Here is a 12,569-nt window from a genome sequence, read left to right on the forward strand (position 1 = left end):
ACGAGTACGGTCTTGCCGATATGCTGACGAAATACGTTGAGGTGAAGAGATGCCGTTGACCCCCGAGGACGTGCGGAACAAGCAGTTCACCACTGTCCGTCTCCGCGAAGGCTATGACGAGGACGAGGTCGACGCCTTCCTCGACGAGGTCGAGGCAGAGCTGACCCGGCTGCTGCGGGAGAACGAGGACCTGCGCGCCAAACTCGCGGCCGCCACCCGCGCCGCCGCCCAGAATCAGCAGAACATGCGCAAGCCGGAGCCCCAGGAACGCCCCGGGCCCGGTGGCCCCGGCGGGCCCGGTGGCCCGCCGGCCATATCCGGTCCGCAACCCGGTCCCCAGCAACAGCAGATGGGCGGCCCGCCCCAGCTGCCGGGGCCCGGTGGTCCGATGGGTCCGGGCGGTCCGGGTGGTCCCGGTGGTCCCGGTCAGATGCAGCAGCACCAGCAGATGGGCGGCCCCGGCCCGATGGGTCACGGCCCCGGCCCCGGTGGACCGATGGGTCCCGGTGGCCCCAACCCGCTGGGCGGCCCCGGTGGTCCCGGTGGTCCCGGTCAGATGCAGCAGCACCAGCAGATGGGCGGCCCCGGCCCGATGGGCCACGGCCCCGGCCCCGGCGGCCCCGGCCCGATGCAGCAGCCCGGCGGCAACGAGAGCGCTGCCCGTGTGCTGTCCCTCGCGCAGCAGACCGCCGACCAGGCGATCGCGGAGGCCCGTTCCGAGGCCAACAAGATCGTCGGTGAGGCGCGCAGCCGTGCCGAGGGTCTGGAGCGGGACGCCCGCGCCAAGGCCGACGCGCTGGAGCGGGACGCCCAGGAGAAGCACCGGGTCGCGATGGGCTCCCTGGAGTCCGCCCGCGCCACCCTGGAGCGCAAGGTCGAGGACCTGCGCGGCTTCGAGCGGGAGTACCGCACGCGACTGAAGTCGTACCTGGAGAGCCAGCTGCGTCAGCTGGAGAGCCAGTCCGACGACTCGCTCGCCCCGCCGCGCACCCCGGCGGCCGCTTCGCTGCCGCCGTCCCCGCAGCCCTCGCTGGCCTCGGCCGGCGCGCCGTCCGGTCCGGGCGGTGGCATGGGCGGCGGACACCAGTCCATGGGCGGTCAGCAGCAGATGGGCGGCCCCGGTCACAACGGCACCCACGGCGGCCACCCCGGTGGCGGTCACGCGGGTCCGCCGTCCTACGGCGGCCAGCAGGGGATGTCCCCGGCGATGACCCAGCCGATGGCGCCGGTCCGCCCGGCCGGCCCGCAGCCGGTCCAGCAGCAGGCCCCGTCCCCGATGCGCGGGTTCCTGATCGACGAGGACGACAACTGACGTCGCCCACCACGGCGTAACGCGTCGGCATATCACCAACGAGGCCGGGCCCGGACAAGATGTCCGGGCCCGGCCTCGTTGGTGTGCGCGGGGGAGCGATCAGGTCGGTGTGCCGGGCGGGCCACCCGGCCCGCCCGGCACACCCCCCGTGCCGCTACACCCGGCGCAGGTGGAAGGTGAGGGTCAGATCCTCATCGCTGAAGGCCGGGCCGAAGGCGTCGGTGGGCTCGCCCTCCGCGAAGTCCGCGGCCAGCACCTCCGTGGAGATCAGCGCCTGGTGGTCCGCCAGGGCGCGGCTCACCTCCGGGTCGGTGGCCGCCCAGCGCACCGCGATCCGGTCGGTGACCTCCAGGCCGCTGTTCTTGCGGGCCTCCTGCACCAGCCGGATGATGTCCCGGGCGATGCCCGCCCGGCGCAGCTCCGGAGTGATCTCCAGGTCCAGCGCCACGGTCGCACCGGTGTCCGAGGCCACCGACCAGCCCTCGCGGGGCGTTTCGGTGATGATGACCTCTTCCGGGGTGAGGGCGATCCGCTCGCCCTCCACCTCGACCGCGGCCGTGCCGGCCCGCAGCGCCGCCGACAACTCGGTGGCATCCGCCGCCGCGATGGCCTGCGCGACCGGCTGGGTGCGCTTGCCGAAGCGGCGTCCCAGCGCCCGGAAGTTGGCCTTCGCGGTGGTGTCCACCAGCGAGCCGCCCATCTCGGAGAGCGCGGCCAGCCCGGTGACGTTCAACTCGTCGGCGATCTGCTCCCGCAGGTCCTCGCCGAGCAGTTCGAAGCCCTGCGCCGCGACCAGCGCCCGGGACAGCGGCTGCCGGGTCTTCACCCCGGACTCCGCGCGGGTGGCCCGGCCCAGCTCCACCAGGCGGCGCACCAGCAGCATGTCCTGCGACAGATCCGCGTCCACCCGGGACGGGTCGGAGTCCGGCCAGCCGGCCAGGTGCACCGAATCGGGGGCACCGGGGGTCACCGGCACCACCAGGTCCTGCCAGACCCGTTCGGTGATGAACGGCACCAGCGGGGCCATCAGCCGGGTCACGGTCTCCAGCACCTCGTGCAGGGTGCGCAGCGCGGCCGGCTCGCCCTGCCAGAAACGGCGGCGGGAACGGCGCACGTACCAGTTGGACAGATCGTCGACGAACGTCGAGATCAGCTTGCCGGCCCGCTGGGTGTCATAGGTGTCCATGGCCTTGGTGACCATCTCGACCAGGGCGTTCAGCTCGCTCAGCAGCCAGCGGTCCAGCAGCGGCCGGTCGGCCGGCGCCGGGTCGCCCGCCGCCGGGGCCCAGGACGCGGCGCGCGCGTACAGGGACTGGAAGGCGACGGTGTTCCAGTAGGTGAGCAGCGTCTTGCGCACCACCTCCTGGATGGTGCCGTGGCCCACCCGGCGGGCCGCCCACGGGGAGCCGCCCGCCGCCATGAACCAGCGCACCGCGTCCGCGCCGTGCTGGTCCATGAGCGGGATGGGCTCCAGGGTGTTGCCCAGGTGCTTGGACATCTTGCGGCCGTCCTCGGCCAGGATGTGGCCCAGGCAGACGACGTTCTCGTAGGAGTTCTTGTCGAAGACCAGGGTGCCCACGGCCATCAGGGTGTAGAACCAGCCCCGGGTCTGGTCGATGGCCTCGGCGATGTACTGGGCCGGGTAGTGCTTCTCGAACTCCTCGCGGTTGCGGTGCGGGTAGCCCCACTGCGCGAACGGCATGGCGCCCGAGTCGTACCAGCCGTCGATGACCTCCGGGACCCGGGTGGCGGTGAGCGCGCAGCCCTCGGCCGTGCAGGGGAAGGTGATCTCGTCGATGTACGGGCGGTGCGGGTCCAGCCCCGACTGGTCGGTGCCGGTCAGCTCGCTCAGCTCGGCGAGCGAGCCGACACAGGTGCGGTGGTCCTCGGCGCAGCGCCAGATGGGCAGCGGGGTGCCCCAGTAGCGGTTGCGGGAGAGCGCCCAGTCGATGTTGTTGTTGAGCCAGTCGCCGAAGCGGCCGTGCTTGACGGACTCCGGGTGCCAGGTCGTGTTCTCGTTCTCCCGCAGCAGGGCGTCCTTGACCTGGGTGGTGCGGATGTACCAGGACGGCTGTGCGTAGTAGAGCAGCGGGGTGTGGCAGCGCCAGCAGTGCGGGTAGCTGTGCTCGTAGGCCAGGTGCTTGAAGAGCAGACCGCGCTCGCGCAGGTCGGCGGTGAGCGCCTCGTCGGCCTTCTTGAAGAACTGGCCGCCGACCAGCGGGACGTCCTCGGCGAAGGTGCCGTCCGGGCGGACCGGGTTGACGACCGGCAGGCCGTACGCGCGCCCGACCCGCAGGTCATCCTCGCCGAAGGCGGGCGACTGGTGGACGAGACCGGTGCCGTCCTCGGTGGTGACGTAGGTGTCGTTGACGATGTAGTGGGCGGCCTCGTCGAAGGGGACCAGCTCGAAGGGGCGCTGGTAGGTCCAGCGTTCCATCTCGGCGCCGGTGAAGGTCTCGCCGGTGGCCTGCCAGCCCTCGCCCAGCGCGGTGCTCAGCAGCGCCTCGGCGACGACCAGCCGCTCGGCGCCGTCGGTTGCCACGGCGTAGGTGACCTCGGGGTGGGCGGCGACGGCGGTGTTGGAGACCAGGGTCCAGGGGGTGGTGGTCCACACCAGCAGGGCCGCCTGTCCGGCGAGCGGGCCGGAGGTGAGCGGCATCCGGACGTAGACGGAGGGGTCGACGACCGTCTCGTAGCCCTGGGCCAGCTCGTGGTCGGACAGGCCGGTGCCGCAGCGCGGGCACCAGGGCGCGACCCGGTGGTCCTGGGTGAGCAGGCCCTTGTTGAAGATCTCCTTGAGCGACCACCACACGGACTCGATGTACTGCGGGTCCATGGTGCGGTAGGCGTCGTCGAGATCCACCCAGTAGCCCATGCGCGTGGTCAGCTCGGAGAAGGCGTCCGTGTGCCGGGTGACCGACTCGCGGCACTTGGCGTTGAACGCCGCGATGCCGTACGCCTCGATGTCCTGCTTGCCGGTGAAGCCCAGCTCCTTCTCCACCGCCAGCTCCACGGGCAGGCCGTGGCAGTCCCAGCCGGCCTTGCGGCTGACGTGGTAGCCGCGCATGGTGCGGTAGCGGGGAAAGGCGTCCTTGAAGACCCGCGCCTCGATGTGGTGGGCCCCCGGCATGCCGTTGGCGGTGGGCGGGCCCTCGTAGAACACCCACTCCGGGCGCCCCTGGGACTGCTCCAGGGTGCGGTTGAACGTCTTGTTCTCGCGCCAGAAGTCGAGGACCGCGTGTTCGAGCGCGGGCAGATCGACTTGGGCCGGCACGGGGCGGTACTGCGTCATCGGCATTCCTCCGGCGGACACACTGATCTCCGTCGGAGGGACGAGAGCCCGGCTCGGGCGCCCGCGGTACCACCCTCCTTGGCCGGGGCGCGGTGCTGACCGCCTCCTCGGCCCCCTCATTGGGCCGCGATGCCGGCTCTACTCACCCACCGGGACACAGCTGGTCCCGGTGTGGCTTTCCTCCGGCGGCTCCGGGGTGATCTTCGCGCCGCGCACGCCCCCGGGCTCGCACCGTCCCCGGGTCGCTCCTGGCTGCCGGACGGCGCTACTCGTCCCCATCCATGCCTTTCGCTGCGCCCCAGTGTACGGGGCGTCGCGCAGGGGGAACGACCGGTTATCCGGGGGCCGGGCGGGGCACAACGCAGGAGGATCGGCGCGTCCCCGTTGCCGCTCACCCCGGGTCGATTTATCGTTCCGGTCACAATGCGCGAGCAAGATCACACTATGTGAAGGGGCCGCCGCGATGGTGGCGAGCGATACCGGCGATTCATCGGACGGCACTCCGGCCGAGCCCGGCAAGAAGACCACGGCCAAGACGACGAAGAGCACGCGGAAGCCGGCGAAGAAGACGGCGGGGAAGAGCGTGCGGAAGGCGGCGGCGGAGGAGACGGCCCACAGCGCCGCCCCCGCGAAGCGGACGGCCGCGAGCAGGCCGGCCAAGAAGTCCACGACGGACGAGACGGGAGTCAAGAAGGTGGCTGCGAAGAACACCACGACGGAGACGACGGAGACGACCGAGGACTCGGCCGCCGCGGTGCCCACCGCCCGGGCCGCCGCCCCCGGGGAACTGCCGGTCCGGCCGGGCGAGGACCCCTGGACGCCGGAGGAGGTCGCCGAGGCCCGCAGCGAGCTGACGGGCGAGGCCGACCGGCTGCGGACCGAGATCGCCGCGTCCGAGGACGCGCTGGCCGGGCTGATGCGTGACTCGGGCGACGGTGCCGGGGACGACGAGGCGGACACCGGCTCGAAGAACATCACCCGCGAGCACGAGCTGGCGCTCGCGGCCAACGCGCGCGAGATGCTCTACCAGACGGAGAAGGCGCTGGACCGGCTGGCGGCCGGCACGTACGGAACGTGCGAGGTGTGCGGCAAGCCGATCGGGAAGGCCAGGATGCAGGCGTTCCCCCGCGCGACGCTGTGCGTCGAGGACAAGCAGCGGCAGGAACGGCGGGTCTGACGGCGGGCGTGCCGGTCGTCGGGTGATCGGACCGGCCCGTGTCGTACCCTCAACGTGTGAGCGAGGCGGAGCGCACCATCGAGACACCCGAAGATTCCTCCCGTCGTCCGGAGCCGGACGAGCCCGTGGAGGAAACGGCACCCCAGCCGGAGGCGGCCGCGGACGCGGCGGAAGAGCCCGGGGCCGACCCCGCGGCGCCTCGGCGCCGCCGGGTCGGCGTGCTGGCGGTGGTGGCGGCGTTCGCCTTCGTGCTGGACCTCGTCACCAAGATCGCCGCGGTGGAGTGGCTGGAGCACCAGCGCTCCATCGACATCATCGGCGACTGGCTGCGCTTCTCGGTGATCCGCAACGGCGGGGCCGCCTTCGGCTTCGGCGAGGCGCTGACCGTCTTCCTGACGGCCGTGGCCGCCATCGTGGTGGTGGTGATCATCCGGCTGGCCCGCAAGCTCTACAGCACACCGTGGGCGATCGCGCTGGGACTGCTGCTGGGCGGGGCGTTCGGCAACCTCACCGACCGGCTCTTCCGGGCCCCGGGGGTCTTCGAGGGCCACGTCGTGGACTTCATCTCCGTCCAGCACTTCTCCGTGTTCAACCTGGCCGACTCGGCGATCGTCTGCGGTGGCATTCTCATCGTCATCCTCTCCTTCCGGGGCCTTGACCCGGACGGCACCGTGCACAAGGACTGACCGGCCTCGGGCATACTCGTTCGGGTGAGCGCGCATCCCGAGACCCGGACCCTTCCCGTACCCGACGGCCTGGAAGGGAAGCGGGTCGACGCCGCCCTCGCCCGGATGCTCGGCTTCTCCCGCACCAAGGCGGCAGAACTCGCCAGCGAGGGCAAGGTGCGGCTGGACGGCGCCGAGGTCGGAAAATCCGAGCGGGTGACCGGCGGCTCCTGGATCGAGGTCGAGATTCCCCCGCCGCCGGGCGCGGTGACCGTGGTGGCCGAGCCGGTCGAGGGCATGGAAATCGTGCACGACGACGACGAACTGGTCGTGGTCGACAAGCCGGTGGGGGTCGCCGCCCACCCCAGCCCCGGCTGGACCGGGCCCACCGTGATCGGCGGCCTCGCCGCGGCCGGCTACCGCATCGCCACCTCGGGCGCGGCCGAACGGCAGGGCATCGTCCACCGACTGGACGTGGGCACCTCGGGACTGATGGTCGTCGCCAAGTCCGAGCGCGCCTACTCGGTGCTCAAGCAGCAGTTCCGCGAACGCACGGTCGACAAGCGCTACCAGGCCCTCGTCCAGGGCCACCCCGACCCGCTCAGCGGCACCATCGACGCGCCCATCGGGCGCCACCCGCAGCACGACTACAAGTGGGCGGTCACCGCCGAGGGCAAGCCCTCGGTCACGCACTACGACCTGATCGAGGCGTTCCGGGCGGCGAGCCTGCTCGACATCAAGCTGGAGACGGGCCGCACCCACCAGATCCGGGTGCACATGTCCGCGCACCGGCACCCCTGCGTCGGAGACCTGACCTACGGCGCCGACCCGACACTCGCCAAGCGGCTGGGGCTCACCCGGCAGTGGCTGCACGCCGTGCGGCTCGGGTTCACCCACCCCGGCGACGGACAGTGGGCGGAGTTCGCCAGCTCCTACCCCGAGGACCTCCAGCGGGCCCTGGACCGCGTGCGGTCCGAGAGCGCCTGACCGCCTGACGGCGCCGGGGGTCTTACCCGGACGTTTGCCCCGAATACACAGGGGTCCCTTTAGGATCAACTGAATGGACCAGCTCACGCTGCTGTTCGCCCTGCTGCTCGGTGCCGTGGTCACCGTGCCGCTGGGCGACCGGATCTCCCTGCCCGCGCCCGTGCTGATGACCCTGTTCGGCGGTGCGCTGGCCCTGCTGCCGTTCGTACCGAACGTCGAGATCGCCCCCGAGCTGATCCTGCCCCTGGTACTGCCACCGCTGCTCTACGCGGCCGTCCAGCGCACATCCTGGCGGCAGTTCACCGCCAACCTGCGGCCCATCCTGCTGCTGGCGGTGGCCCTGGTCTTCGTCACCACCGCCGCCGTCGCCGCGGTGGCGCACGCGATCGTCCCGGGCCTGCCGCTGGCCGGCGCCGTGGCGCTGGGCGCCCTCGTCGCGCCCCCCGACCCGATCGCCGCCACCGCCGTGGCCGGACGGATCGGACTACCCCGCCGGATGGTGTCCATCCTGGAGGGCGAGGGCCTGTTCAACGACGTCACCGCCATCACCCTCTACCACGTGGCCATCGCCGCGACCGTCACCGGCACCTTCTCGGTGGGCACGGCGGGCGCCGAACTGCTGCTGTCGGCGGCAGTGGCGATCGTGGTCGGCGTCGTGCTGGGCTGGGCGACCGTCAAGGTACTCGCCCTGCTGGGCGACGCGACCCTGCGCACCGGGATGACACTGCTGGTGCCCTTCGCCGCCTACGTGATCGCCGAGCAGACCCACGGCTCCGGGGTCCTCGCCGTCCTCGTCACCGCCATCTTCCTGAGCGAGGGCTCCGCGGACGCCGACGACGTCGCCGGGCGGATGACCGGACAGGCGTTCTGGTCGATCATCGACACCCTGGTCACCGGCGTCGCCTTCGGACTCATCGGCCTCGAACTGCACACCGTGCTCGGCACCGCCACCGACCGCTGGCGGGAGATGCTGCCGGCCGCCGGACTCGTCCTCGCCGTGGTCATCCTCGTCCGGCTGCTGTGGCTGCTGCCCGCCTCCTGGCTCACCCAGCGGCTGCACCGGCGCACCGACTACGCCGAGGAGATCCCGGTCAGCCCGCGCGAGACCCTGGTGATGTGGTGGTCGGGGATGCGCGGAGTGGCCTCGGTCGCCCTGGCCCTGGCCATCCCGCTGTCAACGGATACCGGCGCCGACTTCCCCGAGCGCGACGCCCTCGTCTTCGTCGCCTTCGTGGTGGTCCTCGGCACACTGCTGCTCCAGGGACTGACGCTGCCCTGGCTCGCCGGGAAACTGGGAGTGCGCGCGGACAGCGGCGTCGAGGAGGAACTGGAGCACCAGCTGGCGATGCGGGCGGCCAAGGCCGCCAAGCGGCGGCTGCGGGAGATCGAGGAGGCGGAGGGGGAGGACCTGCCCGAGGAGGTCTCGGAGATCCTGCTGCGCCGCGCGTACGACATCGGGGTGCGGATCTCGCCGCGGATCGCGGACGACGAGCGGCGCGACGCCTTCCACAAGCGGGCCGGCTACCTCAAGCACATCCACCGGCTCAACGCCGAACTGCTGTCGGCGGCCCGGCACGAGGTGCTCGCCGCACGCAGCGAGCCGGGTTCCGACCCGGAGGTGGTCGACCGGGTGCTGCGTCAGCTGGACCAGCGCAGTCTGTAGACCGGTACGGGCCCGGCCCCGGAGCCCCGGCGCGGGGGGCGGACCTCAGGGGGAGGGGCGGTCCTCGGCCCCGGAGGGGGATATCGCCGCGGGGGAGTGCGCCACCCTGGGCAGGGCGTGCGGGTGGTGGTCCCGCAGCCAGGCGATCAGCTCCTCGCGGACCGCGCAGCGCAGCGTCCAGGCGTCCCCGGAGTCCTTGGCCGACATCGCCGCACGGACCTGGATCGTGGTCGGCGTACTGTCGGTCACCACCAGGCTCCACACCCGGCCGTCCCAGTCCGCGCGGCCCAGCAGGAACTCCTGGAGCCGCTTGCGCAGCGCCGGGATCGGGGTGGCGTGGTCCAGGTGCAGATACACCGTCGCGGTGATCTCGTGGCCGCCGCGCGACCAGTTCTCGTAGGGACGGCTGTTGAAGTACGACACCGGCATCGTCAGCCGGCGGTCGTCCCAGATGCGGATGGTGAGGAAGGCCAGCGACAGTTCCTCGACGGTGCCCCACTCGCCGTCCACCACGACCGTGTCGCCGATCTTCACCGACTCGCCGAAGGCGATCTGCAGGCCGGCGAACAGGTTGCCGAGCATCGACTGGGCCGCCACACCGGCGATCACGCCGATCACACCGGCCGAGGCGAGCATCGAGGTGCCCAGCGCCCGCAGGTCCGGGAAGACCAGCAGTATCGCCACCGCCGACGCCACGATCGCCAGGATGGTGGTGACCACCCGGCGCAGCATCGTCAGCTGGGTGCGGAACTGCCGGACCCGGGCCAGGTCCTCCGTCCTGGCCTCGTACCGGACCAGGGTGTTCTCGGCGACCGCGTCGGCCGCGCGGATCGCCAGCCAGGCGGCGGAGGCGATGGTGAGGGTGGCCAGGATCTTGGGCACCACATCGCCCTTGCCCAGCGACAGCTCCCACACCGCGTAGCTGATCTGCACGGCGCCCGAGGCGAGCAGCACCTGCAGCGGCGGCTGGCAGCTGCGCAGCAGGGACCACAGCCGGGTCTCGGGGTGGCGGGCGTCGGCGGCGCGCAGCGCGCGGTCGATCAGCCAGCCCATGAGCAGGGTGAGGGCGACGGTGCCACCGATCACCAGCAGTGGCCGCAGCACATCATCCATCGGTGGTTCAGTCCTCCGTCGTCGTGGTCCCCTGCGGGCCTGTACGCCGCGCGCTCACCCGGCCAGGCTACTGGCAGGATGAGGGCGCAGAGCAAGAGTGCCCCCTTCGGAAAGCGATCCCACCATGGCCGACGTTGTGCTGTTCCACTCCGCGTACGGGCTGCGGCCCGCCGTGCACACGGCGGCGGAGCGGCTGCGGGCCGCCGGGCACCAGGTGCACGTGCCCGACCTCTACGACGGGCGGACCGCCGGGACCGTGGAGGAGGGGATGGAGATCAAGGACGACATCGGCACGGACGAACTGCTGCGCCGTGCCGTCGTCGCCGCCGCCCCGTACTCGGACAGGGGCCTGGTGTACGCCGGCTTCTCGCTGGGTGCCTCGCTGGCGCAGACGCTGGCGCTGGGGGACGTGAAGGCGCGCGGGCTGCTGCTGCTCCACGGGACGGGGGACATCGCCGATGACGCGTCCTCGCCCGGGCTGCCGGTGCAATTGCACGTGGCCGACCCGGACCCGTTCGAGCCGCACGACTGGCAGACCGCCTGGTACCTGCGGATCGGGCGGGCCGGTGCGGACGCGGAGGTCTTCCCCTACGCGGGTGCGGGGCACCTGTACACCGACCCGGAGCTGCCTGACTACGACGCGGAGGCGGCGGAGGCCACCTGGCGCATCGCGCTGGCGTTCCTCGACGAGGTGGGGTGACACCCGGCCCCCACGGTGGTGGGGGCCGGGGGCCGGCCCGGGTGCCTCAGCCCTGGGAGGCGGCGGCCAGGGCCGCGTCCAGGCTCTCGGGGGTGTACGGCGGGTTCTCGAGCTTCTGGCCGTTGATCGCGACGGACGGGGTGCCGCCGACCCCGGAGGCGTCGAACTTGTCCGACATCTCCAGGGCCCAGGTGGCGTAGGTGCTGTTGGTGATGGCGTCCTGGAACTCCTGGTTGTCCTTGAGCTCCGGGACGGTGTCGCCGATCTCGATCAGGTACTCGTCGGTGAATCCGTCCGTGCGCTCGTTGGGGTGCCAGTCGGCCGAGTAGAGGGCCTCGTGGAAGCCGAGGAAGGCCTCGGGGCTGACGTTGAGGGCCGCGCCGAGGGCGGAGACGGCGTTCTTGGAGCCGTCGCCGGGGAAGTTGTTGTCCAGGAAGGTGCCGAAGACGAACTCGACCTTGTAGCTGCCGTCCTCGATGCCCTGCTTGAACGTGTCGCCCATCGCCTGTTCGAAGGTGGCGCAGATCGGGCAGCGCGGGTCCTCGTACAGGGTGACGGTGTTGGCGGCGTCCGGGTCGCCGACCTGGATGGTGAGGCTGTCGTCACCGGAGGTGTTGGCCGGGGCCTCGGTCGGGTAGTTGACCGCGTTCTCGGCGTCGGCGTCGGTGTCGTCGGTGGCGGGGGCGCCGTTGTCGACGATGTCGCGCGCGGCGCTCCAGTCGGTGCTGTCACCGCCACCGCCGCTGTTGTTGGCGATGGCGAAACCTATGCCGCCGGCTATCGCCAGGATGGCGACGACCGAGCCGCCGACGGTCAGCTGCCGGCGGATCTTGTCGCGCTTCGCCTGCTTGTCGCGTTCCGCCTTCAGGCGCTCGCGGGCCTCGCGCTTGGCTTCCTGGGAGTTGCGCTTGCTCATGATCGGGGTCTCCGTGAGGTGTGGGGTTCCAGTGCTGCGTGGTGCGGTCAGGCCGCGAGGGCCGGGCCGCGCGGCGGACCGCGCAGGGACACGGAGTGGGTGAGCAGCGCGCCGGCGCCCAGCGGGCGAGGCCGCAGCGCGGCGTACCGTACGGGCCCGCGGCCGGCGGTGGCGGCGGCCCGGTGAACCGCGACGGCGATCAGCAGCGGCCGGAAGGTGGCGGCCACGGCGGCGTGCAGCAGCCGGGCCAGCGCGGCCTCGCCGCAGCGCAGCCAGGCCGCGGCGGCGAGCCCCACCGTGAGGTGGGCGCCGAGCAGCAGCCAGGGCAGCGCCGGGTGGACGGGGGTGGCCAGCGGGGTCTGCTCACCGGTGGCGAGCCGGGCCAGTGGCGTACCGACGTCGCCGCCCGCGCAGAACAGGTTCAGGCCCATGAAGTGCAGCGGGCGGACCAGGCCGCCCTGGCCGGTGCCGTAACAGGCGCTCTGGCCGGCGGTGAAGATCGTGTCGGCGGCCAGCTGGAGGGGCAGCAGGAGTCCGGCGATGTGCCAGAAGCGGCGCTCGCCGGTCCCGGCCAGCACGTACGCCACGGCGAAGATCACCACGGTGACGGCGGCCACGGTGAGGAGCGGCAGCGGCGTACCGGACAGCAGGACGTGCGCGGCGGACGCCAGCGCGACGCACAGCGCGCTGAAGACGGCCGCGCGCGCCGTGCGTATGCCGGGTCCGCTGACTATGCCCATCGAG

The 12,569-nt window shown here is 72.1% G+C and carries 10 protein-coding genes; 6 read left to right on the forward strand and 4 right to left on the reverse strand.

Going from position 1 to position 12,569, the window contains the following annotated elements:
• Positions 1 to 49: 49 nt before the first annotated feature.
• Positions 50 to 1,312, forward strand: coding sequence for a DivIVA domain-containing protein (locus tag H7827_RS23630; RefSeq protein WP_432747272.1), 1,263 nt, complete (start codon positions 50 to 52; stop codon positions 1,310 to 1,312).
• Between the two features lie 154 nt (positions 1,313 to 1,466).
• On the opposite strand, the gene ileS is transcribed toward H7827_RS23630, so the two are convergent.
• Positions 1,467 to 4,610, reverse strand: coding sequence for an isoleucine--tRNA ligase (gene ileS, locus H7827_RS23635; protein ID WP_432748045.1), 3,144 nt, complete (start codon positions 4,608 to 4,610; stop codon positions 1,467 to 1,469).
• A gap of 457 nt (positions 4,611 to 5,067) precedes the next feature.
• Between ileS and H7827_RS23640 the strand changes: the two genes are divergently transcribed.
• The 4 genes from H7827_RS23640 to H7827_RS23655 all read left to right on the forward strand — a co-directional run bounded on the left by H7827_RS23640 (position 5,068) and on the right by H7827_RS23655 (position 9,096).
• Positions 5,068 to 5,781, forward strand: coding sequence for a TraR/DksA family transcriptional regulator (locus H7827_RS23640; protein WP_432747273.1), 714 nt, complete (start codon positions 5,068 to 5,070; stop codon positions 5,779 to 5,781).
• A gap of 56 nt (positions 5,782 to 5,837) precedes the next feature.
• Positions 5,838 to 6,467, forward strand: coding sequence for a signal peptidase II (gene lspA / locus H7827_RS23645; RefSeq protein ID WP_432747274.1), 630 nt, complete (start codon positions 5,838 to 5,840; stop codon positions 6,465 to 6,467).
• A gap of 24 nt (positions 6,468 to 6,491) precedes the next feature.
• Complete coding sequence (locus H7827_RS23650) at positions 6,492 to 7,433, forward strand: RluA family pseudouridine synthase (RefSeq protein WP_432747275.1); 942 nt, start codon at positions 6,492 to 6,494, stop codon at positions 7,431 to 7,433.
• Positions 7,434 to 7,506: 73 nt separating this feature from the next.
• Positions 7,507 to 9,096, forward strand: coding sequence for a Na+/H+ antiporter (locus H7827_RS23655; protein ID WP_386541173.1), 1,590 nt, complete (start codon positions 7,507 to 7,509; stop codon positions 9,094 to 9,096).
• A 45-nt stretch (positions 9,097 to 9,141) separates the two neighbouring features.
• Here the strand turns inward: H7827_RS23655 and H7827_RS23660 are convergent, their stop codons facing one another.
• A complete protein-coding gene (locus H7827_RS23660; protein ID WP_386541171.1) occupies positions 9,142 to 10,209 on the reverse strand; it encodes a mechanosensitive ion channel family protein in 1,068 nt (355 codons plus the stop codon).
• A 124-nt stretch (positions 10,210 to 10,333) separates the two neighbouring features.
• On the opposite strand from H7827_RS23660, the gene H7827_RS23665 reads away from it, so the two are divergent.
• On the forward strand, positions 10,334 to 10,909 hold the full coding sequence (locus tag H7827_RS23665) for a dienelactone hydrolase family protein (protein ID WP_386541169.1): 576 nt from the start codon (positions 10,334 to 10,336) through the stop codon (positions 10,907 to 10,909).
• A 46-nt stretch (positions 10,910 to 10,955) separates the two neighbouring features.
• Here H7827_RS23665 and H7827_RS23670 read toward each other — a convergent pair whose 3' ends face one another.
• Complete coding sequence (locus H7827_RS23670; RefSeq protein ID WP_432747276.1) at positions 10,956 to 11,825, reverse strand: thioredoxin domain-containing protein; 870 nt, start codon at positions 11,823 to 11,825, stop codon at positions 10,956 to 10,958.
• Between the two features lie 47 nt (positions 11,826 to 11,872).
• Positions 11,873 to 12,565, reverse strand: a complete 693-nt coding sequence (locus H7827_RS23675) for a hypothetical protein (RefSeq protein WP_432747277.1) — start codon at positions 12,563 to 12,565, stop codon at positions 11,873 to 11,875.
• Positions 12,566 to 12,569 lie beyond the last annotated feature (4 nt).

The organism is Streptomyces sp. JH002, from assembly GCF_050916115.1.
GTDB lineage: Bacteria > Actinomycetota > Actinomycetes > Streptomycetales > Streptomycetaceae > Streptomyces > Streptomyces xiamenensis.